The organism is Azovibrio sp., assembly GCF_049658005.1.
Classification (GTDB): domain Bacteria; phylum Pseudomonadota; class Gammaproteobacteria; order Burkholderiales; family Rhodocyclaceae; genus Azovibrio.
In genome coordinates this window covers 24683-46827 of sequence record NZ_JBASOH010000041.1, presented here as the reverse complement: position 1 = coordinate 46827, position 22145 = coordinate 24683, and the positions used below count along the sequence as shown (strand labels likewise).

Below are 22145 nucleotides of genomic sequence, written 5' to 3'. Positions count from 1 at the left end.
GGGGGCGAGGCATGGTTCCTGGGTGCGACTCGGTTGTATGAGCGCCTGTTGCAACTGATGTTCGCCCTGGTGCCCAGCGCTGCCATTGCCTATCTGTATTTCTACCAGTTTCCCGACCTTTGCGAGACCCACCACGGTTTTCACGAAATGGTCATCGGCCTCGCCATCCTGGTGGGCTGCTTCGTTTCCTATGTGACCTGGCGTTGCTATCTTTCTTCCGGGGAACCCTTCCTGCGCTGGCTGACCCTGGGCTTTCTCGGCTTCACCATCATCTACGCACCCCACGGTTTTTTCACGCCTCTGGCCGAGGAGCAATTGTGGCTGTTCATCATCCATGGTCCCGCTTCTCGCCTGGTGATGCTGGCCTGCCTGCTGGTGGGGCTGTGCTGCTATGGTCAGGATGCCCATGACCCGGAACTGCGTCGCGATGGGTGGTTGGGCTGGATTGCCCTGTTCCTGGGTATCAATATGTTGCTGGCACTGATCGCCTGGACTCCTCTGGGGCAGGATGGGCTTGGTACAGCGATACGTGTGGGGATGGAAGGGGGCGCCCTGCTGCTGGGCCTCCTGGGGGTCGGCGTGATTCTGCTGCGTCGTATCCAGGCCCCCCTGATCCAGGCCTACGCCATTTCCCTGTTGATCTTCGTGCAGTCCTCCCTGGCCTTCATGCTTGCCAAGCCCTGGAACCACATGTGGTGGCTGGGCCATGCCATTTTTGCCGGGGGCTTCTTCTTCCTCAGCTACTGGGTGGTGCTGGCCTTTCATTCCACCCGGGCTTTTTCCAAGGTCTACAGCCAGGAAGAAATCATGGAACAGCTGCGCCAGGCCAAGGAGGATGCAGAAGGCGCCCTGGCCCAGCTGGAGAAGACCAATGTGGAGCTGGAACGTCTGGCCAGCACCGATCCCCTGACCGGGGCGGCCAACCGGCGGGCATTCATGGAGCGGTCACGGGCTGAACTGGCCCGGTCCGGGCGCAGTGCCGAAACCACGGCCCTGCTGCTGCTGGACCTGGATCATTTCAAGGCCATCAACGACTCCTACGGCCACCAGGGCGGTGATGCCGTGCTCAAGGCTGTGGTGGCAGAGGTGCAGGCCGTGTTGCGCCCCTCGGACCTGATGGGCCGGGTAGGGGGCGAAGAGTTCATGGTGCTCCTGCCTGATGCCGATGCTGCGGCAGCCCTGGGGGTGGCGGACCGTATTCTGCAGCGGGTAGCTGACTTGCAGGTGCCCAGCAATTCAGGGCCGATCCGGCTCACCCTGAGCATGGGGTTGGCGGTTTTCCCCTTGGATGGCGGTAGCCTGGAGCAGCTCTTCAAGGTGGCCGACCTGCGTCTGTACGAAGCCAAGCACCAGGGGCGCAACCGGGTGGTGGCGGTGACCCCGCCCGGCTAGAAAGTCAGCAGCATTCTTCTTCCAGTTGCACCAGCAGGGCCATGGCGGCCTCGTCTTCCCAGGTTTCGAACAGTTCCCGCACCTGATTGATGTTGGAGTGGATCAGGAACAGGTCATCGGGCTTGGGGCCGGAGCCCCCCGCCCGCTTCTTGTTGAAATACTCCCAGAACTTGTTGTTGCGCCCGGGTAGGGCCAGTTGCCGGTCGATGGCTGCCATGATCTGCCGGGCGTTACCGTCGCAGTCGATCCCGGCGAAGCTCACGTAGCGGTCGGTGCTCCGGCCTTTGTGCTTGCAGCCGCAGTCCTCGGTCATGGTGTTCTCCTCGAAGTTGGGGTACTCGGGACTGTAGCCAGGGAGCGGCAGCCTGTCTGTCGGCTGGCCGACATTCGCTGGGAGGCTACAGGGGCGGGGCGCTGCGTTGTTCCAGGGCTGGCAGGGAAAGAATCAGGAGGCTGCGACGCCCCTGGCGCTGGAGGATGCCCTCCCGTTCCCACTGGTTGATCAGGGCGGAGACGGTCTGGCGGGTGCTGCCCAGCAGGCTGGCGATGTCTTCCATGCCCAGGTCCAGGGGAATCAGGCAGCCCCGGTCCACCGCCTGACCCCGGCGGGCCGCCAGGCCCAGGAGAAAGCGGGCCAGCCGGGTCGGCACTTCCCGGAAGGCCAGGTCCTCGATCAGGTTCACCGCATTGCTGAGGAGTCGGCCCAGGACCCGCATCATCACCGGGGTGGCGCCGGGGTCGCAGGCCAGCTTCCTGGCAAAACTCTTGGTATCCATGACCCAGAGCTGGGTGGGCGCCACGGTTTCCACATAGGTGGGGGTGTGGGTGGTGTAGATGTCGCCGGGTTCGAGAAAGCTGAGGCTCAGTTCCCGGTTTTCCCCGGCCAGATAAACCCGCAGGCGGCCGGAGCGGACGATGAAGACCTGGTCCCGGGCCGACTCGGGCGTGCAGAGCAGGTAATCCCTGGGGAATTCCTGCAATTCGAAGCCGGCCAGCACCCCTTCCGCCCGGGAGGCCTGGGCCAGGGCTGCAAGATTCAGGAGGGGAGTGTTGGCATGGGCTCGCATGATGGGGTGGCGGATGCAAGAGCGGTGCCACGATGCAAGCTGTTGAATTGAAAGGAACGGGCTCTGGACTTGCTGTCTTTGCGACAGGTTTGTTGTGGGCTTCCGGGTAATTCATCAACTTTTTCCGATGAAAAACTTAACCACATTCTGTTTTTTTGTATTTGAATAAAGCTTATCCTCGCTCTGCTCAACAATTCCCAATGGAGACTGCCATGAAATCCTTTGCCCTTTTTGCTGCAGCGCTGGTCTTTGGCCTGACGCTGACAGTGAGCGACGCTGAAGCCGCCAAGCGCTTCGGCGGCGGTAAATCCACCGGTATGCAGCGTCAGGCCACCACGCCTCCGCCCGCCGCCGCTCCCACTGCCGCCAAGCCGGCTCCCGCTGCTGCCGCCGGTCAGGCCGCCCAGCCCAAGCGTTCCTGGATGGGTCCCCTGGCGGGTCTGGCCGCTGGCCTGGGCCTCGCCGCCCTGGCTTCCCACCTGGGCTTCGGTGAAGAACTGGCTTCCATGATGATGATCGGCCTGCTGGTGCTGGCCGTGCTGATGGTGGTGGGCTTCATCATGCGCAAGCGTGCTGCTGCCCAGCAACCCGCCATGGCCGGAGGCATGCAGTACGCTGGCGCCGGTGCCGGTGTTGGTGCCGGGGCAGGCTTCAACCGTGCTCCCGCTCCTGCGCCCGAATATCCCCAGGGTTCTGCCAGCAGCTTCCAGCCTGAACCTGCCCAAGCGGCCAATCAAGCTGGTAACGGCGTCGGCAACATTCCTGCCCATTTCGATGTGGAAGGTTTCGTGCGCAATGCCAAGGTGAACTTCATCCGTCTCCAGGCCGCCAACGATGCCGGCAATCTGGACGACATCCGTGAATTCACCTCTCCCGAGATGTTCGCCGAAATCAAGATGAACTTCTCCGAGCGCGCCGGTGAAGCCCAGCAGACCGATGTGGTTTCCCTGGAAGCCGAAGTGATCGACGTGGTGGAAGAAGCGACCCGCTACGTGGTGAGCGTGCGTTTCCATGGCCTGATCCGCGAAAGCGCCGAGGCCGCCGCCGAAGCCTTCGACGAAATCTGGCACATGACCAAGCCCACCGACGGCAGCCGTGGCTGGGTGGTGTCCGGCGTTCAGCAGGTCCAGTAAGCCTTTCTTCGCCGCACGAACAAGCCGCCGGGTTTCGCCCGGCGGCTTTTTTCATGGGCGCAGCACTTGAACGGGCGCCAGACACACTAAAATTGCCCCTTTGGCTTTTGGGCCGACTCTTTTCAAAGCGGATTTATGGACATGCTCGCCACCCTCTGGAACGGCCCGGGGGGCACCGGATTGATCTTTGCCCTGTTGGCCCTCATCGCCCTGGGTTTCATCTTGCGTTTCGTGCTGCCGGCTCTGTTCTTGCTGCGGGAACTGGGCCGGGCCGTGCAGCGGCTCGAAAAACTTGCGGTCAGCAAGGCGCCCCCGGACCCGGACGCCATCGCCAGTCAGGTGATGACCTCCCCGCGCCTGGCCCACCTTTGGCGCGAATACGCCCAGACCCTGCACGGCATCACCGTCGCCGACGCCCAGGGCAAGCCCAAGGTCGGCGCCTGGCGGGCCACGGCCATGGCCGAGACCTTCTTTACCGAAGCGGCGCTGGTGGAAACCCCGCTCAAGACCGAGTTTTACAAGCACCTGCCCGGCATCCTCACCGGCATCGGCATCATCGGCACCTTCACGGGCCTGATCGTCGGCCTCACCCATTTCGAGGTGAATGGCGATGCGGACACGGTGCGCCAGAGTCTCAAGACCCTGATTCAGGGCGTTGGCCACGCCTTTCAGGTTTCCGCCCTGGCGATCACCCTGGCCATGGTGGCCACCTGGATCGAAAAATCGCTGGTCACCCTGGGCTACCGCAAGGTGGCGCGGCTCAACGAACTGATCGACAGCCGGTTCGAAGGCGGGGTCGAAGAGGAATACCTGGCCCGGCTGGTGCGCGCCAGCGAGATTTCTGCCCATCAGGGCGGGCAACTGCGTCAGGCCCTGGTGGGCGAACTGCGCCAGAGCCTCGGCGCCCTGATCGAGCAGCAGAACGAACAAGCCGCCAGGCAGCAGGAGCAGATCGCCGCGGCGGTCGCCAATGCCGTTGCACGGGCCGTGGGAGAGGCCCTGCGCGAGCCCCTGGGGCGCATGGCGGCGGCCGTGGAAAAGGCCGGTGGTAGCCAGGGCGAGGCCACGGCCCGCACCCTGGAACCCCTGCTGGGCCGCTTCATGGCCCGCATGGAAGCCCATCTGGGCCAGGGCCAGTCGGGTCTGGAAGGCCTGCTGACCCGCACTGCCGGATCCCTCGACAAGGTCGTGGGCGAACTCGGCCGGGTCGCCGCCCGCCTGGACGGGGCCGGGCAGGGCGCCGTGAGCCGGGCCGCCGGGCAATTGCAGGATGCGGGGGTCGGCGTGGGCCGCGCCGCCGACACCTTCGCCCAGGCCAGCGAACAACTGGTGGCGGCTGCCGCCTCCCTCACCGCTGCCGCCATGGAAGCCGGCGAGGTGATGCGCGAGCAGGGCCGCACCCGGGATGCCTTTGCCCTGATGCTGGGCGACCTCGAATCCATTCTGGAAAACGCCCGCCGCGAAGCCTCGCTCACTAGCGAACTGGTCTCCCGCCTCGAAGCCGCCGGCGGTGCCCTGGCCCGGGCCGAGGGCGAAGCCAGGAACTATCTGGAAGGGGTGAACCGGGTGCTGGCAGAAGCGCACGGCCGCTTTGCCGAGAACGTGGAACGCACCCTGCGTCAGGGCAATTCCCAGTTTCACAAGGAGCTATCCACCGCCGTCGATTACCTCAAGGGCGCCATCGAGGAACTGGGGGATACCCTGGAAAATCTGGCGAGCCGCAAATGAGCCTGGGCAAACGCAACGCGCTGCCGCGCCGGCCCCGGCGGGACGAGGCCGAGCGGCCATTCTGGATTTCCTTTTCGGATCTGATGACGGCGCTGATGGTGCTGTTTCTGGTCGCCATGACGGTGGCCCTGCTGGCGATCACCGACGAAATCTCCGCAACCGAAGACCAGAAGGCGGCGCGGGAAGACGACATCGCCAAACTCATGGCCAGCCTCCAGATTGCCACGGCCGATTTTCCCGGCATCACGGTGCGCGGCCGGGTGGTGGATTTTGGCGACCGGGCCCGGTTCGACAGCAACAGCCACAAACTCAGTGAAGCCCAGGCCCGCCTGCTGCGCACCTTCGTGCCCAAGGTGCTGGCCGCCGCCCGCGACCCCCTGGGCGAAAAGTGGCTAAAGCGCATCGTGGTCGAAGGCTTTGCCGACGCCCGGGGCAGCTACCTGCACAACCTCAATCTTTCCTTGCAGCGTTCCGAGCGGGTGCTGTGCGTACTCATGGCCGGCCCGCCGGCCCCCGATGCCCTGAACGATACGGACCGGCAGCAGGTGCGCGACCTGTTCCTGGTCAGCGGCGCCTCCTTCAATGCCCTCAAGGAAAGCGCCGAAGAAAGCCGCCGGATCGAATTGCGTCTGGAGTTCCTGGAACTAGGTGAAACCCGCGGCCCCTCCCGCCAGCAGGCCCTGGACGGGGACAGCCGTTGCCCCCTGGATCTCTGATGGCCGCCACTCAGGAACCACGTCCGCCACTCGAACAACTGGAGGCCCTGCTGACACAGGCCATGGCCGGGCGGCCCCGCCAGTTGAACTGGGGCCAGCCCCAGTTGATGAGCCAGAGCCTGGAACGGGTGCGCGACGCCCTGGGCGGACGCCGGGCCATGGACAAGGGGCAGCGCATCGCCCGGGGCCTGATGGCCTTTCGCATCCAGGGCAGCAACACCGATTTTGTCCATCTCAAATACGCCTGCCAGGGCCTGGCCCTGCCCATGGACTGGGAATCCCGGCAGTTGCTGGCCGACGAGGCCCAGGTGCAGCGCCTGTTGCAGCGGGTGCTGGATTTTCGTCATGACCGCCGCCGCTTCGCCGCCTGCTACCAAGGCTTGCTGGCCTCATTTCAGCGGGCCATGGAAACCGAATTTCCCGCCGGCAGCGCCATCGCCAGGAACCGGGAACTGCTGCGGCAATTCCTGCAGCAAGCGCAGGACGAGCCGCCCGCCGCCCGCCACCCGCCACCCCGCACGCACCCCTGATCCGACCCTGATCCGACCCCATGTCCGACCCCATGTCCGACCCCATGTCCGACCCCATGTCCGACACATCCCCCTGCATGAACTGCGGCGCCTGCTGCTCTGGCTTGCGCGTTTCCTTCTACTGGGCCGAAGCCGACGACGCTCCGGGCGGCCTGGTGCCCGTGGCCCTGACCGAATCCGTTTCTCTTCATCTGCGCTGCATGAAAGTGGATGACCGGGAATCCTGGCGCTGCGTGGCCCTGGAGGGCAGGGTGGGCGTGAGCGTTTCCTGTGCCATTTACCCGCTGCGTTCCAGCACCTGCCGGGAGTTCGACCCCTACGACGCCGACGGCCGGCCCCAGGAAGCCTGCAACCGGGCAAGGGCCAGGCATGGCTTGTTGCCGCTAAGGCAAGGGCGCGGTGGTGTGGTCGCGGATCCAGGTTCATGAAAGGCGCGCCATCGTGCTATAAACATTGCTGTTATCCTGATCCTCCTCTGGCTGCCGGGGCGGGTGGTTTTCACCATGCCGGGCGGTTTCATCCCATCCTGCGGGTCATTGCCATGGTCGTGGTTTTGCTCGACGTCATCCGTGGCCGCCGCTCTTTATGACGAGACTGAAGCCTTGATGATCGAATCCATCCTGCTGACCGCTGCCCGCGTCTCCACCTTTGCCCAGAAGCGCCATCTGACCAATGCCAGCGGTTTCTTTTTCGAGCGCGACCAACACCTGTTTCTGGTTACCAGCCGGCATGTGATGGTCGATGAGTCCAGCAAGCACTTCCCCGATCGCATCGAGATCGAACTTCACACTGACTCGGAGAACATGGCCCGCTCCACCGGTTTTTCGATTCCCCTGTATCGGGATGGCCAGAGTACCTGGCGCCAGGGCCGGGACCGGGCTGGAGATATCGATGTGGCGGTGATCGAGATCGACCGCGCGGCCCTGCCGGCGACGACGGTTTATCGCGCCTTCACCCCCCAGCACCTGCATGGTTCGCTGCAACAGGTTTCGGTCGGCACTTCGCTGCTGGTGGTGGGTTTTCCCCTGGGCTTTCATGACACCTTGCATCACTTGCCGGTGGCTCGTCATGCGGTGATTGCTTCCTCGTTCGTCCTGCGTTTCCAGGGCAAGGGTTACTTTCTCACCGATGCCCGCACTCACCGTGGCACCAGCGGCGCGCCGGTCGTGATGCATGCTTCGGAGCGCGACACCATTTCCGGGGATTTGCCGTGGATCCTGCTCGGCATCCATTCCTCGCGCCTCGACATGGGCACCCGGGACGTGCTCCTGGATGAGGCGCTGGGGCTAAATTGCGTCTGGTATGCCGATATCTTGATGACGCTGACCGAGAAGCCCGAGCTGATTGCTCAGGAAGTGTCGGGCGAAGTGTCGGATGACTGAAGTGCCGCTCGCCCGACACTTCGCCCGACACTTGCCCCTGCGCACCCTTCCGGTCCTGCCGGCTCAGCGTTTCAGCCTGGCAAAGGCCGCCGCCATGGAACCCCCCGCCGGTGCGGCTTCCTGACGTCTGGGCGCCGGGCTGTTGCGCCGGCCTCGTGAATCAGGAGCGCGGCCCTGGCCTGTGGCCGGTTCCCGGCGGGCCGGGGCAGCCTCGTCGTCAAGGCGCAGGGTAAGGCTGATGCGCTGGCGCGGCAGGTCCACTTCCAGCACCTTCACCTTCACCACGGCGCCGGCCTTGACCACTTCATGGGGGTCCTTGACATACTGGGTGGACAGGCAGGAAACATGCACCAGACCATCCTGGTGCACCCCGATATCCACGAAGGCGCCGAAGGCGGCGACGTTGGTGACCACGCCTTCGAGGATCATGCCGGGCTTTAAGTCCTGCACCGCTTCGATGCCCTCCGTGAAGCGGGCGGTCTTGAACTCGGGGCGCGGGTCGCGGCCGGGTTTTTCCAGCTCCTTGAGAATGTCCTGCACCGTCGGCAGGCCGAATTTCTCGTCGGTGTATCGGGCCGGGTTCAGGGCCCGGACGAGGCGGGAATCGCCGATCACGTCCTTGATGCCCTTCTTGATGTCGGCCAGGATCTTTTCCACCAGCGGATAGGCTTCCGGGTGCACGGCGGAAGCATCGAGGGGATTGTCGCCATTGGGCACGCGCAAAAAGCCGGCGGCCAGTTCGAAGGTCTTGTCGCCCAGGCGCGGCACCTTCTTCAGGTCGCTGCGGCGGTTGAAGGCCCCGTTACTGTCCCGGAAGCCGACGATGTGGGCGGCCAGGCTGGCGTTGAGGCCGGAAATGCGGGTGAGGAGCGGAATCGAGGCGGTATTCACATCCACCCCCACGGCGTTTACGCAGTCTTCCACCACCGCATCGAGGCTCCTGGCCAGCTTGCTCTGGGAAACGTCGTGCTGATACTGGCCGACGCCGATCGACTTGGGGTCGATCTTCACCAGTTCCGCGAGCGGGTCTTGCAGGCGGCGGGCGATGGAGACCGCGCCCCTGAGCGACACATCCAGATCCGGGAATTCCCGGGCGGCGAATTCGGAGGCCGAATAGACCGAGGCCCCGGCTTCGGAGACCACGATTCTGGTGAGTTTCAGCTCCGGGTGGCGGCTCATCAGCTCGGCCACCAGCTTGTCGCTCTCGCGGCTGGCGGTGCCGTTACCGATCGCCACCAGCTGCACGCCGAATTGCTTGCAGATTTTGGCCAGGATGTCGATGGAACCGTCCCAGTCATTGCGCGGTTCGTGCGGGTAGATAGTGGCGGTCTGCAAAAGCTTGCCGGTGGCGTCCACCACGGCCACTTTGCAGCCGGTGCGGATGCCCGGGTCCAGGCCCAGGGTGCACTTCGCCCCGGCGGGGGCGGCCAGGAGCAGATCCTTGAGGTTGCGGGCAAAGACGTGGATGGCTTCTGCCTCGGCGCGCTCCCGCAGGGCCTGCATCGATTCCAGTTCCAGGTGCAGGAAAATCTTGATCTTCCAGGCCCAGCGCACCGTGTCATTGAGCCACTTGTCGGCCGGGCGGCCCATGTCCTTGATGCCGAAACGGGCGGCGATGCGCTGTTCGCAGGGATTGGGACCGGGTTTCAGCTGTTCCGGGTCGAGCTCGGAATCGAGCACCAGGGCCACGTTCAGCACTCCTTCGTTGCGGCCCCGCAAAAGGGCCAGGGCGCGGTGGGACGGCATCTGGGTGATCGGTTCGGCAAAGTCGAACCAGTCGCGGAACTTGGCGCCTTCGTTTTCCTTGCCTTCGACGACGGAGGATTTCACGACCCCATGGTCGTTCAGGTATTCCCGCAACTGGCCCAGGAGCGTGGCATCCTCGGCGAATTTCTCCATGAGGATTTGCCGGGCGCCGTCCAGCACCGCCTTGATGTCGGCAAAGCCGGCTTCAGCATCGAGAAAGCGGGCCGCTTCGGTTTCCGGCACCCGCATGGGGTTTTCCAGCAAGGCCAGGGCCAAAGGCTCGATGCCGGCTTCCCGGGCGATCTGGGCCTTGGTGCGGCGCTTTGGCTTGTAGGGCAGGTACAGGTCTTCCAGCCGCTGCTTGGTTTCGGCCGCGAGGATTTCCGCCTGCAACTCCGGGGTGAGCTTGCCCTGTTCCTCGATGCTGGCGAGGATGGCCGTGCGCCGCGCTTCCAGTTCCCGCAGGTAGCCGAGGCGATCTTCCAGGTTGCGCAGCTGGGTATCGTCCAGGCCGCCGGTGACTTCCTTGCGGTAACGGGCGATGAAGGGCACGGTGGCGCCTTCGTCCAGCAGCTGGACGGCGGCCATGACCTGGGCGGGGCGCACGCCGAGTTCATGGGCGATGCGGTGTTCGATGGGTGCGAGCATGGGGTCGGAGCTTTTTCGAAAAGGGCGAACCATGCCAAAAGCAGGCGGGAATGGCAAGCCGGGGCCAAGCCTGGCCCGTCATGCAGACCGGCTCAGATGCCTGTCACCTGAATGAAAAAATGGAGTAGCATGCTGCGGTATTCGCTAATCATTTCAAGGGGGGGGTATATGACAGTTGAAACATTTCTGTTTGGTGCGGTGGATGTCGATCCTGAACAAATCATCGAGTTTCCCAATGGTCTGTTGAGCTTCGAAAACAACAAACGATTCATGCTGATTCACGAAGCCGAAGGTGAGGACCCGGTCAGCTTTACCCTGCAGTCCCTCGATGATGCCAACCTGGCCCTGCAGGTCATCGATCCTGCCGCCTTGGGTTTTACTTATGAACTGGCTTTGAGCGATGCCGAAACCGCCCTGATCAAGCTCGATGACCCGGCTGACGCGGCGGTGGTCCTGGTGTTGTTCAAGCAGGAAGCGGCCCCGGATTCTGCCGGGATCGGCGCCAATTTGCGCGCGCCGCTGATCATCAACACCAAGACGCGTCTGGGGCTGCAGAAAGTGCTGACCCATGTCCGTCCTAATGTGGTGCTCTCCAACCTGAGCAGCGTGGCCGGCTGAACACTGCCCCGCCAACACTGCTCCGCCAACACTGTCACGCCATTTCGTTCCTGCAAAACGTTCCTGAAAAAAAACCCGGGGCTTCCCGGGTTTTTCATTAATTCGTCTGCCGTAGCACTGAAACCATCTGCTGCAACCGGTGCAGGCCGCGGATGACCTCCTCGCTGCTCCGGGCAAAGGCCTGCTGTTGTTCCGGGCTGGCCTGACCGGCCTGCAGCAGTTCCTTGACGAGGGCATGCATGGCGTCGTTCTGGCGCACGAGTTCCGCGTAGCTTTCCAGATGCCCGTAATCCTTGCGGCCCTGAGTGGCAAGCCAGCGTCCCAGACGGCAGTGCTGCCCATCGCCAAGACTCTGGCCGGACCGTGCCAGCTTGCCGGACTGGAGCTGGGCCTCGACCTGGGTGCGCCAGTGGCGGAGCTCCACTTCGGCGGCCACCAGGGGAAAGTCCTCGCGCCGCCACTGTTCTTCCGCGGCAGTCACCCAGGCAGGAGGGGGTTCGAAAGCGCGGATCCAGCTCAGGACCTGATCGCCCGGCATGGGGCGGGCAATGGCGTAGCCTTGGGCCTGGATGCAGCCCAGCCGGATCAGCAGGGTGCCATGGGCTTCCGACTCCACGCCTTCGGCGACCACCTGGCGCTGGAAGGCCGCCGTGAGACCGATGATGCCCTCGACAATCGCCAGCGCATCCGGGTCGTCCAGCATTTCCCGCACAAAGGACTGGTCGATCTTCAAGGTGTTGGCGGGCAGGGATTTGACGTAGGAGAGGGAGGAATAACCGGTGCCGAAATCATCCAGGGCAAACACCACGCCCAGATCCTGACATTCGAGCATGACCTGTCGGGTGTGCTGCAGGTCATCCAGCGCAGCCGTTTCCAGCACCTCCAGTTCCAGCAGGTTGGCCGGCACCATGGGGTGATGCGCAAGTTCACGCCGCAGATCGGCAACAAATTCCGGCGATTGCAACTGACGCGGTGCCAGGTTGATGCTGACGGGTAGATGAGGGAGTTCGGCCTGCCAGGCTTGCATTTGCTCTAGCGCCTCGTGCAGGACCCAACGGCCGATTTCTTCAATCGCTTCATGATTGGCCAGCGGCGGCAGGAAGCGGCCAGGCAGGCGGGGTTCGATCTCGCCCGGAATCTGCCAGCGCAACAGGGCTTCGAGTCCCGTGACCAGGCCACTGCACAGATTCACCTTGGGTTGGTAATGGAGCCGGAACTGACCGGCTGCCAGCCCCTGACGGACGTCGATGACCAGTTGCCGCAATTCCCGCGCCATCTGGTCCTGGGCCACGTCGAACAGGTAGTAGCGGTTTTGCCCCTGGCGCTTGGCCTCGTACATGGCTTGGTCGGCATGACGCAGCAGCACATCCCCGTCGTTGCCGTCATCGGGGTAAAGGGTGATGCCGAGCGAGGCGGAAATCTGGAGGGTGTGGCCTTTGCTGTGGATGGGCTGAGTCAGGCTCTCCAGTACCCGGTCAAGAATGACTTCCAGTTCAGCGAGGTTGCCGATGTCATTGAGCAGCAGCACGAACTCATCGCCGCCCAGCCGTGCAGCGGTGTCGCTGGCGCGCAGGTGACTGCGCAGGCGGGATGCCACTTCAATGAGGAGCTGGTCGCCGGTGTGGTGGCCGAACTGGTCATTGACCGTCTTGAAGCCATCCAGATCGAGATAGGCCACGGCCAGGCGGGTGTTGCGGCGCTGGGCCTGGGCTAGGGCCAGATGCAGGCGATCGCCGAGCAGGGTGCGGTTGGGCAGGCCGGTGAGGCTGTCGTAATGGGCCATGCGCTCCAGGCGTTGTTCGTGCTGCTTCTTGTCGGTGATGTCCGAGAGGATGCCGACGTGCTGGAGGGTGCCGCCGTGCTCGTCGCGCACGGCGGAAATGGTCATCAACACCATGACGTCAGAGCCATCCTGGCGTTGGCACATCACTTCGCCCTGCCAGTAGCCCTGCTGTTCCACCTCCTGGAACACATGGTCGAAAAAACGGCTGTCATGGTGGCCGGAATCGAGCCGGCGAGCATGCTGACCCAGCACCGCCTCGCGGTGGTAGCCCGTGAGGCGGCAGAAGGCGGGGTTCACGTCGATGATGGTGCCTGCCGTGTCGGTAATCAGGATCGCATCGTGGCTGTGGATGAACACCCCGGCGGCCAGGCGCAGCTGGCGGGTGGCCAGATGACGTTCGGTGACGTCCAGTCCTTCGGCCAGCAGGCGGTGCGGCGAGGCTTCTTCATGATCGAGCTGACGCAACTGGAAATCGACCCAGCGAGTCTGGCCGGAGAGGTCCCGATACCGGGCTTCAAAGCTGGCGGGGTGACCGGCGAGGGCCTGGGCGATGGCTTCTTGCAGCCGGGTCTGTTGCTCTGCGTCATGCGACCACCAGGGCGTTTCCCGGAAGCGGTGGCCCAGCACCTCTTCCCGCGGGGTGCCGATCAAGGCCAGGGCCGAGGCGTTGACCTCGAGCAGATAGCCTTCTGCATCCAGAATCCACATGAACTGGGCGGCTTGTTGAAAAACGCTGCGCCAGCTGGCTTCGGCCTGGGCCAGCTTCTGGCGGGAACGCAGGATTTTGTGGCTGGACAGGTCCACCAGCTCGCTTTCGAGCCGCTGCAGGAGATCGGCCTCGCTCACCAAGCCCACCAGCAGGCCCTGTTCATCGACCACCGGCAGGTGGCGGATCTGGCGCTGGTGCATCAGTTCCGCCGCTGCGATGACGGGGGTATGGGGGGTGATGCAGCAAGGATTCGGGGTCATGACCTGCAGCACGGGCTGCTGGCGGGTGGTGTGATGCTGGTAGAGGCGTACCACGTCCCGCTCGGTCAGCATGCCCACTGGTTTGCCGGCGGCGACGATGATGACGCAGCTGCTGCGGTAGTCGGCCATGGCAAAAACGGCTTCGGCCACGGTGGCCTGGGCCGCCAGGGTGGGCAGGCTGTGCTGCATCAACGACTGTACATCCTTGAGGCGGCGGTAATAGGCCTGGCTCAGGTGGCGCTCGAAATCCGTGAGGCTGACGATGCCGACCGGGCGCTCGTTCTTGTCGAGTACCAGCAAGTGCCGTACTTGATGTGCGGTGACCAGATGATAGGCCTCGCGGAAATTCATGCTTTCCGGGGCGCTGAGGACCGGGGCGTTCATGAAGTCCGCCAGGGGGGTGTCGTCCGGCAACTGATTGCCGTAGGCCCGCAGCACATCCTGCTCCGTGATGATGCCCAGCACCTGATGATCGACACTCACCAGAATGGAGCTCACATGGGCGCGGGCCAGTTCATCCACGGCTTGCCCCAGGCTGGCCTCGGGCGGCAGGCTGAGGAGCTGGCGGGTCATGATTTCAGAGAGCGGCAGGGATTCCATGGTGTGTGATGCTCAGGACTGAATGAAGCGGGATTGTAAGGGCGAAAAATAAGGCAAAAAATCGATGATCCTTGTCACAGGTCACGGCTCAGGAAAGGGGCCACAGGAAAGGGCCAGGCCCAGCCGGTAGCGCCGGGCATTTTGCACATAGTGGGCGGCGCTCTTTTCCAGGCGGGCGACTTCCTCGTCACTCAGCTCGCGCACGACCTTGCCGGGAGAGCCCAGGATCAGCACCCGATCCGGGAATACCTTGCCCTCGGGGATCAAGGTGTTGGCGCCGACGAGGCAGTGGGCGCCGATCCGGCAGCGGTTGAGGAGGATCGAGCCGATGCCGATCAGGCAGCCGTCGCCGACGTTGCAGCCATGCAGCACCACCTTGTGACCCACGGTGACGCGGGCGCCGATGGACATCGGGATGCCGGCGTCGGTGTGCAGGATGGCGCCATCCTGGAGATTGGTTTCGGCGCCGATGCAGATCGGCTCGTTGTCGCCGCGCAGCACGGCATTGAACCAGACCGAGGCCCGCTCGCCGAGGCGGACGTCGCCGATCACGGTGGCGTTGGGGGCCACCCAGACCTCCCTGTCGAGCTGCGGTGTAAGGGCATCGAGGCGGTAGCCGCTCATGAGTGCCTCCGTTGCGGCAGGGCAAGCTGGTCGAGGAGGGCCGTGAGCAGTTGCCAGCAGCGGCCCACGGAGGCCACTTCCACCCGCTCGCCGGGGGCGTGGGCGCCGCGAATGTCGGGGCCGAAGGAAATCATCTCGAGTTGCGGATGGCTGTGGGCGATCAGGCCGCATTCGAGCCCGGCGTGGATCACCTGCAGGCCGGCAGGCTGGCCGTAGAGGCTGGCATAAACGGCCTGGCAGCGGGCCAGGAGGGTTGAGTCGGGCCTGGGCTCCCAACCCGGATAGGCGCCGAAGATGGTCGCCGTGCCGCTGGCGGCGCGGATCTGCCCGGCAATCTGCTCGGCCAGGGCGTCCCTTGCCGGGTCGCGGAGGGAACGCACGAGAAAGCCCGCCTCACAGCGTCCGGGGGCAAGGTCCAGGGTGCCGAGATGGCTGGAAGTCTCGACCACGCCGGGAAAATCCTGACTCATGGCGGCGACGCCGTAGGGCGCCTCGCTCAGGGCCAGGGCCAGCCGGCGCAAGGCACGGGGCTCGATCACGGTGTCGGCCAGCGCCTCCGAGGGCAGGGCGCTCAAGGACAGTTCCGGGTCCGTGTCCAGGTACTGGCGGCGCAGCCGGACGGATATCTGCTGCACCGCATGGCGAAAGGCCGAGCACTGCAGGGCAGGCATGAGGAGCAGGGCCTGGGCCGAGCGGGGCAGGGCATTACGCACGCTGCCGCCAGTGAGGCGCGCCACGGCAAAGCGGTAAGGTAGCCCCAGTTCCAGGAGCAGGGCGAGCATGAGGCGGATGGCGTTGGCCCGGTTTTCATGGATGTCGACACCGGAATGGCCGCCCGTGAGGCCGTCGAGCTTGACTTCCATGCCCACCCAGCCGCTGGCAGCCGGGATGGCCGGCGCGGGTAGTTGCGCCAGCACGTCCACTCCCCCGGCGCAGCCCAGATAGAACTGGCCCCATTCCTCCGTATCCAGGTTGATCAGGTAGCGGCCCTGCAGGGTGCCGGCTTCGAGCGCGCGTGCCCCACCCATGCCGGCTTCCTCGTCGGCGGTGAGCAGAACCTCGAGAGGGCCGTGGGCCAGGCGGTCGTCCTCCAGGGCGGCCAGGGCCAGGGCGACGCCGATGCCGTTATCGGCGCCCAGGGTAGTGTGGCGGGCGAGCAGCCAGCCGTTTTCGAGCTCGGGCCGGATGGGGTCGCGAAAGAAGTCGTGCGCGTAGTCCGAGTGTTTCTGGGCGACCATGTCGAGATGGCCCTGAAGCACGATGCCCGGCGCCTGTTCCCGCCCCGGGCTGGCGGGCCTGGTCAGGATCAGGTTGCCGGCGGCATCCTCCCGGGCGTCGAGGCCGCGCGCAGCGGCCCAGTCCATGAGGTGGCGGCGCAGGGCGGCCTCGTGCTTGGAGGGGCGGGGGATGGCGCAGAGGGTGGCGAAATGCCGCCACACGGCCTGGGGAGTCAGGCCGGTGAAAATGGGGTCCGTTATCATGAGCGCCTCGTTGGATGCGAAGTGGAGAAACGAAGTGGAGAAAAAAATGGCGGAAAATCTGGAAGACCTGACCCGGGCCGTGCTCGCCTTTCGTGATGCGCGCAACTGGGCCCAGTTCCATGGCCTGCGGCAGCTCATCGTCGCCCTCAACCTGGAGGCGGCCGAGCTCCTCGAGCTGACTCAGTGGCAGAGCGATGCCGAAATCGAGGCCCTGCCCGGCGACCCGGCCGGGCGCGAGGCCCTGGCCGACGAATGCGCCGACGTGCTCGCCTATCTCCTGCTCGTGGCCGAGCGGGCCGGCATCGACCTGGGCCAGGCGCTGCGGCAGAAGCTGGTCAAGAACGCGCAAAAATATCCGGTGGAAAAAAGCCATGGCCGGCGCGACAAATACACGGTGCTGGCGCGGGAAGACGACTAAAGCGTGCGTCACTTGTCCTGCACTTCGAGCTTCCACTCGGCGCCCTCGCCCTGGGCCAGCTGCCCGGTGAGCCAGGGCAGGGTCTGGCGCAGGGTTTCCGCCAGGGTCCAGGGCGGGTTGATGATGAACATGCCGCTGCCGTGCATGCCAAAGCCGTCCGTGGCGGGGGCCGCGACCCGCAGGCTGGCATGCAGCCAGCTCTTGACCGGCAGGTGCTTGAGCCGCTCCGGCAACTGGCGGGATTCGATCTTGGCGACCTGGGGATACCAGAGGGCATAGGTGCCGGTGGCAAAGCGTTTCAGGGCTTCCTTCAGGGCCTTGATCACGGCGGCGTAGTCGTTGCGGGTTTCGTAGGAGGGGTCGATCAGCACCAGGCCGCGGCGGGTGGGGGGCGGCAGTATCACGTTCAGGGCGGCCAGCCCGTCGCCTTCGACGATGTTCACCTGGCGGCCGGTGCCGTTGAAGGTCCTGGCCAGTAATTTCACTTCATTGCTGTGCAGTTCAAAGAGGCGCAGCCGGTCTTCCTTGCGCAGGGACTGGTAGGCCAGCCAGGGCGAACCGGGATAGTGGGCGAGCTTGCCGTCCGGATTTTGTTCCCGCACCGCATCGAGATATTCGGCGACGGCCTTGGGCTGGCCGGTGGCGTTCCAGAGGCGGCCGATGCCGTCCTTGAATTCCCCCAGTTTTTCCGCCTGGACCGACTCCAGGCTGTAACGGCCGGCCCCGGCATGGGTATCCACCACCCACATCGGGGCAGGCTTTTCGGTCATGTACTGGAGGATCTGCACCAGCACCAGATGTTTCAGGACGTCGGCATGATTGCCGGCATGATAGGCGTGACGATAACTCAGCATGGGGTCGATTCAGATTCAGAGGATGGACTCGAAGAGTTCCAGCTCGGGCGGGCCCAGGTAGATTTCCCGGGGCGCCTTGCCGGCATTGGCATGGGCCTTCATGAAGGCTTCCGACTGGGTCCAGTCGGCAAAGGCCTGTTCGGATTCCCATTCGGTATGGGAGGCAAAGAGGGTGTATGCCTCGGTCTGCGGCCCCTTCAGAAGGTGAAAGCGGACAAAGCCAGGGACTTCGCCCAGGTAGCTTTCCCGGCGGCGCCAGTGCTCGACGAAGGTTTCTTCGTGGCCGCGGGCGATCTTGAAACGGTTCATGGCGAGAAACATGGGGGTCTCCGGTTGGCAAGATGAAAAGACGAGGCAGGCATTCTAGCGAAGCTCCCGCCACCCCGTGTTGAATTGTGGCGCCCATGTCCACTGGCAGGCTGAAACGCATCCGGCCCATCTGCCCCTGGGCCCACCAGGCGTTCCCTTGTTTCCCGCCTCCGCACATGCCGGTGCCTGGGCCGCGAAGCGGTGCGGCTCAGCGCCGAGGCGGCCGGGCAAATCCAGCTTTACAACCGGAATCCCGCGAGTGCGTCGACGGCCCACGGGGTTTTCGGCTAGAATTGCGCTTTCCCGCGGCCTGTATTTTCATGACCAAATACGTATTCGTCACTGGCGGTGTGGTGTCTTCCCTGGGTAAAGGCATCGCCGCCGCGTCTCTCGGGGCCATCCTCGAATCCCGTGGCATCAAGGTTACCCACCTCAAGCTGGACCCCTACATCAACGTCGACCCCGGCACCATGTCGCCCTTTCAGCACGGTGAGGTGTTCGTTACCGAAGACGGGGCCGAAACCGACCTCGACCTGGGCCACTACGAGCGCTTCACCAGCGCCAGGATGTCCAGGCGCAACAATTTCACCACCGGCCAGGTATATGACACGGTCCTGAAGAAGGAGCGCCGGGGTGAGTATCTGGGCAAGACGGTCCAGGTCATTCCCCATATCACCGACGAAATCAAGGACAAGATCAAGGCCGGTGCCGAGGGCGCCGACGTGGCCATCGTCGAGGTGGGCGGCACCGTGGGCGACATCGAATCGCTGCCGTTCCTCGAAGCCATCCGTCAGATGGGCCTCGTGGAAGGCCGCAACAACACCTGCTACATCCACCTCACGCTCTTGCCCTACATTCCCACGGCCGGGGAACTGAAGACCAAGCCCACCCAGCATTCCGTCAAGGAACTGCGCGAAATCGGGATTCAGCCCGACGTGCTGCTGTGCCGGGCCGATCGTTCCGTTCCCGAGGAAGAGCGGCGCAAGATCGCCCTCTTTTGCAACGTCATGCCCGAAGCCGTGATCGAGTGCCTGGACGCCGATTCGATCTACAAGATTCCCGGCATGCTGCATGAGCAGATGCTGGACGAAATCGTCTGTCACAAGCTGAGCATCCTGGCCAAGGCCGCCGACCTCAGCATCTGGGAAAAGCTGATCGATGCCCTGGAACACCCGGAACATCAGCTCGACATCGCCTTCGTGGGCAAGTATGTGGACCTCACCGAGTCCTACAAATCCCTGATCGAGGCGATCAACCACGCCGGCATGCACACTCGCAGCAAGATCAATATCCATTACCTCGATTCCGAAGCCCTGGAAACCGAAGGCGTCGATGCGCTGAAGACCATGGACGCCATCCTGGTGCCGGGCGGCTTCGGCAAGCGCGGCACCGAAGGCAAGATCGCCGCCATCCGCTACGCCCGGGAAAACAAGGTGCCCTATCTGGGCATCTGTCTGGGCATGCAGATGGCCGTGGTGGAATTCGCCCGGGACGTGGCCGGCATGGCCGGCGCCCATTCCACCGAGTTTGATCCGGACACTCCCTATCCGGTGGTCGGCCTGATCACCGAATGGCTGGATGCCTCCGGCAAGCTGGAAAAACGCTCCGGTGATTCCGACCTCGGCGGCACCATGCGCCTGGGCGGCCAGGTTTGCCTCCTCAAGGAAGGCAGCAAGGCCCGCAGCATTTACGGCAAGCCGGAAATCGTCGAGCGGCACCGGCACCGCTATGAAGTGAACAACACCCTGCTCAGCCAGCTGGAAGCAAAGGGGCTGATCGTTTCCGGCCGCGCCCCGGGCACCGATCTGTGCGAAATGATCGAACTGCCCGACGCGGTGCATCCCTGGTTCGTGGCCTGCCAGTTCCATCCGGAATTCACCTCCAACCCGCGCCAGGGCCATCCCCTGTTTACCTCCTACGTTCAGGCGGCCCTGGCGCAGAAGCAGGCCAGGGCATGAAGCTCTGTGGCTTCGAGGCCGGTCTCGACCAGCCCCTGTTCCTGATTGCCGGCCCCTGTACGGCCGAATCCCTGGAACTCTGCGTCGAGGTGGCCGGCACCCTGAAGGCAGTGTGCGGCCGGCTGGGCATTCCCTACATCTTCAAGGCCTCCTACGACAAGGCCAACCGCAGCTCCGGCAAGTCCGTGCGCGGCCCTGGCCTCGAAGCCGGCCTCGAGATGCTGGCTGAAGTACGGCGCCAGGTGGGGGTGCCGGTGCTCACCGACGTGCATACAGAAGCCGACATTCCCCAGGTCGCCGCGGTGGTGGACGTGCTGCAGACCCCGGCCTTCCTCTGCCGCCAGACCGACTTCATCCACGCCGTGGCGGCCTGCGGCAAGCCGGTGAATATCAAGAAAGGCCAGTTCCTCGCCCCGGACGACATGAAGCACGTGGTGAATAAGGCCCGCGAGGCCAATGGCGGCGCCGACAACCTCATGGTCTGCGAGCGCGGCGCCTCCTTCGGCTACCACAATCTGGTGGCCGACATGCGCGCCCTGGCGATCATGCGGGAGAGCGCTTGCCCGGTGGTGTTCGATGCCACCCACTCGGTGCAGTTGCCGGGCGGGCAGGGGGACAGGAGCGGCGGACAGCGCGAATTCGTGCCGGTATTGGCCCGGGCCGCCGTGGCCGTGGGCATCGCCGGCCTGTTCATGGAAACCCACCCCCATCCCGAGCAGGCCTTTTCCGATGGCCCCAACAGCTGGCCCCTGGCGCGCATGGAAAGCCTGCTCACCACCCTGGTGGCCCTGGACGAGGCCACCAAGGCCGCCGGTTTCGAAGAATTGAAGTAGTTTCTTTGGTTTGCAATTCAAGTGATTGAAATAGGAGAGAAGTATGAGTTCTGTGGTTGATGTGATCGCCCGCGAAATCCTCGATTCCCGCGGCAACCCCACGGTCGAATGCGACGTGCTGCTCGAATCCGGCGTCATGGGTCGGGCCGCCGTGCCTTCCGGCGCTTCCACCGGCTCCCGGGAAGCCATCGAACTGCGTGACGGCGACAAGGGCCGCTACCTGGGCAAGGGGGTGCTCCAGGCCGTCGAGAACGTCAACACCGAAATCTCCGAAGCCATCATCGGCCTCGATGCCCAGGAACAGGCTTTCATCGACCAGACCCTGATCGATCTGGACGGCACCGAGAACAAGTCCCGCCTGGGCGCCAACGCCATCCTGGCGGTCTCCATGGCCGTGGCCAAGGCCGCCGCCGAGGAATCCGGCCTGCCGCTCTACCGTTATTTCGGCGGCATGGGTCCGATGCAGATGCCGGTGCCGATGATGAACATCATCAACGGCGGCGAGCATGCCAACAACAGCCTGGACATCCAGGAATTCATGATCATGCCCGTCAGCCAGACTTCCTTCCGGGAAGCCCTGCGTTGTGGCGCCGAAGTGTTCCACGCCCTGAAGAAGCTGCTCGACAAAAAGGGCTTTTCCACCGCCGTGGGGGACGAGGGCGGTTTCGCCCCCAACCTGGGCAGCCATGCCGAAGCCCTGCAACTTTGCGTCCAGGCCATCGAAAACGCCGGCTATGTGCCCGGTCGGGATGTGCTGCTGGCCCTGGACTGCGCCGCCTCGGAATTCTACAAGGATGGCAAGTACGTGCTGGCCGGTGAAGGTCTGCAACTGACCTCCGCCCAGTTCGTGGATTACCTGGCCAATCTGGCCGACCAGTTCCCCATCGTCTCCATTGAAGACGGCATGTCCGAAGCCGATTGGGACGGCTGGAAACTGCTGACCGACCGCCTGGGCAAGAAGGTGCAGATCGTCGGCGACGACGTCTTCGTCACCAACACCCGCATCTTCAAGGAGGGCATCCAGAAAGGCATCGCCAACTCCATCCTGATCAAGATCAACCAGATCGGTACCCTGTCCGAAACCTTTGCCGCCGTGGAAATGGCCAAGCGCGCCGGCTACACCGCCGTGATCTCGCACCGTTCCGGCGAGACCGAAGATTCCACCATCGCCGACATCGCCGTGGGCCTCAACGCCGGCCAGATCAAGACCGGCTCGCTCTCCCGTTCGGACCGGATCGCCAAGTACAACCAGCTGATCCGGATCGAGGAAGACCTGGGCGATACCGCGTCCTACCCTGGTCGCGAAACCTTCTACAACCTCCGCTGAGGAGGCCCCATACCCCGGGTTTTTCAGAC

Annotated in this window: 20 protein-coding genes; 12 read left to right on the top strand and 8 right to left on the bottom strand. The window is 64.2% G+C overall.

The annotated features are described in order from the left end of the window. The first annotated feature begins 57 nt into the window (after positions 1-57). Positions 58-1392, top strand: coding sequence for a GGDEF domain-containing protein (locus tag WBH99_RS04470; protein WP_424218932.1), 1335 nt, complete (start codon positions 58-60; stop codon positions 1390-1392). 4 nt (positions 1393-1396) lie between these two features. Here the strand turns inward: WBH99_RS04470 and cowN are convergent, their stop codons facing one another. Both cowN and WBH99_RS04460 read right to left on the bottom strand, forming a co-directional pair. Next, on the bottom strand, positions 1397-1705 hold the full coding sequence (gene cowN, locus WBH99_RS04465) for a N(2)-fixation sustaining protein CowN (RefSeq protein WP_424218909.1): 309 nt from the start codon (positions 1703-1705) through the stop codon (positions 1397-1399). Between the two features lie 85 nt (positions 1706-1790). Further along, entirely contained in the window at positions 1791-2459 is a 669-nt protein-coding gene (locus tag WBH99_RS04460) for a Crp/Fnr family transcriptional regulator (protein ID WP_424218908.1), read from the bottom strand. Positions 2460-2671: 212 nt separating this feature from the next. On the opposite strand from WBH99_RS04460, the gene WBH99_RS04455 reads away from it, so the two are divergent. The 6 genes from WBH99_RS04455 to WBH99_RS04430 all read left to right on the top strand — a co-directional run bounded on the left by WBH99_RS04455 (position 2672) and on the right by WBH99_RS04430 (position 7948). After that, entirely contained in the window at positions 2672-3592 is a 921-nt protein-coding gene (locus WBH99_RS04455) for a Tim44 domain-containing protein (protein ID WP_424218907.1), read from the top strand. 141 nt (positions 3593-3733) lie between these two features. Beyond that, the gene (gene zorA / locus WBH99_RS04450; protein ID WP_424218906.1) at positions 3734-5320 is read left to right on the top strand and encodes an anti-phage ZorAB system protein ZorA; all 1587 of its coding nucleotides are present in this window, start codon (positions 3734-3736) and stop codon (positions 5318-5320) included. After that, complete coding sequence (locus tag WBH99_RS04445; protein ID WP_424218905.1) at positions 5317-6036, top strand: flagellar motor protein MotB; 720 nt, start codon at positions 5317-5319, stop codon at positions 6034-6036. The genes zorA and WBH99_RS04445 overlap by 4 nt, the downstream gene beginning before the upstream one ends. Further along, positions 6036-6566, top strand: coding sequence for a hypothetical protein (locus WBH99_RS04440; RefSeq protein WP_424218904.1), 531 nt, complete (start codon positions 6036-6038; stop codon positions 6564-6566). The genes WBH99_RS04445 and WBH99_RS04440 overlap by 1 nt, the downstream gene beginning before the upstream one ends. A 20-nt stretch (positions 6567-6586) precedes the next feature. Continuing rightward, on the top strand, positions 6587-6994 hold the full coding sequence (locus tag WBH99_RS04435) for a YkgJ family cysteine cluster protein (RefSeq protein ID WP_424218903.1): 408 nt from the start codon (positions 6587-6589) through the stop codon (positions 6992-6994). A gap of 141 nt (positions 6995-7135) precedes the next feature. Further along, positions 7136-7948 carry a S1 family peptidase gene (locus WBH99_RS04430; RefSeq protein WP_424218902.1) on the top strand — a complete coding sequence of 271 codons (813 nt, stop codon included), beginning with the start codon at positions 7136-7138 and terminating at the stop codon, positions 7946-7948. Positions 7949-8011: 63 nt separating this feature from the next. On the opposite strand, the gene WBH99_RS04425 is transcribed toward WBH99_RS04430, so the two are convergent. Beyond that, complete coding sequence (locus WBH99_RS04425; protein ID WP_424218901.1) at positions 8012-10342, bottom strand: Tex family protein; 2331 nt, start codon at positions 10340-10342, stop codon at positions 8012-8014. 168 nt (positions 10343-10510) lie between these two features. Here WBH99_RS04425 and fliW point away from each other — a divergent pair, with 168 nt between their 5' ends. After that, the gene (fliW, locus tag WBH99_RS04420) at positions 10511-10960 is read left to right on the top strand and encodes a flagellar assembly protein FliW (protein ID WP_424218900.1); all 450 of its coding nucleotides are present in this window, start codon (positions 10511-10513) and stop codon (positions 10958-10960) included. A gap of 97 nt (positions 10961-11057) precedes the next feature. On the opposite strand, the gene WBH99_RS04415 is transcribed toward fliW, so the two are convergent. The 3 genes from WBH99_RS04415 to pepD all read right to left on the bottom strand — a co-directional run bounded on the left by WBH99_RS04415 (position 11058) and on the right by pepD (position 16417). Continuing rightward, complete coding sequence (locus tag WBH99_RS04415; protein WP_424218899.1) at positions 11058-14312, bottom strand: EAL domain-containing protein; 3255 nt, start codon at positions 14310-14312, stop codon at positions 11058-11060. Positions 14313-14393: 81 nt separating this feature from the next. Beyond that, positions 14394-14936 (bottom strand): gamma carbonic anhydrase family protein, encoded by a 543-nt coding sequence (locus tag WBH99_RS04410; RefSeq protein ID WP_424218898.1) that lies wholly within the window; start codon positions 14934-14936, stop codon positions 14394-14396. Continuing rightward, entirely contained in the window at positions 14933-16417 is a 1485-nt protein-coding gene (pepD, locus tag WBH99_RS04405) for a beta-Ala-His dipeptidase (protein ID WP_424218897.1), read from the bottom strand. Before pepD ends, WBH99_RS04410 begins: the two co-directional genes overlap by 4 nt. 46 nt (positions 16418-16463) lie before the next feature. On the opposite strand from pepD, the gene WBH99_RS04400 reads away from it, so the two are divergent. Next, a complete protein-coding gene (locus tag WBH99_RS04400; RefSeq protein WP_424218896.1) occupies positions 16464-16835 on the top strand; it encodes a nucleotide pyrophosphohydrolase in 372 nt (123 codons plus the stop codon). A gap of 8 nt (positions 16836-16843) precedes the next feature. Here WBH99_RS04400 and WBH99_RS04395 read toward each other — a convergent pair whose 3' ends face one another. After that, the gene (locus WBH99_RS04395) at positions 16844-17689 is read right to left on the bottom strand and encodes a 23S rRNA (adenine(2030)-N(6))-methyltransferase RlmJ (protein WP_424218895.1); all 846 of its coding nucleotides are present in this window, start codon (positions 17687-17689) and stop codon (positions 16844-16846) included. 15 nt (positions 17690-17704) lie between these two features. Further along, positions 17705-18010, bottom strand: a complete 306-nt coding sequence (locus WBH99_RS04390) for an antibiotic biosynthesis monooxygenase family protein (protein ID WP_424218894.1) — start codon at positions 18008-18010, stop codon at positions 17705-17707. Positions 18011-18318: 308 nt separating this feature from the next. Here WBH99_RS04390 and WBH99_RS04385 point away from each other — a divergent pair, with 308 nt between their 5' ends. Genes WBH99_RS04385 through eno form a run of 3 tightly spaced genes read left to right on the top strand, consistent with a single transcriptional unit; the run spans position 18319 to position 22116 of the window. Further along, entirely contained in the window at positions 18319-19956 is a 1638-nt protein-coding gene (locus WBH99_RS04385; protein ID WP_424218893.1) for a CTP synthase, read from the top strand. Beyond that, positions 19953-20789, top strand: a complete 837-nt coding sequence (gene kdsA / locus WBH99_RS04380) for a 3-deoxy-8-phosphooctulonate synthase (protein WP_424218892.1) — start codon at positions 19953-19955, stop codon at positions 20787-20789. Before WBH99_RS04385 ends, kdsA begins: the two co-directional genes overlap by 4 nt. Before the next feature lie 43 nt (positions 20790-20832). After that, positions 20833-22116 (top strand): phosphopyruvate hydratase, encoded by a 1284-nt coding sequence (gene eno, locus WBH99_RS04375; RefSeq protein ID WP_424218891.1) that lies wholly within the window; start codon positions 20833-20835, stop codon positions 22114-22116. Positions 22117-22145 lie beyond the last annotated feature (29 nt).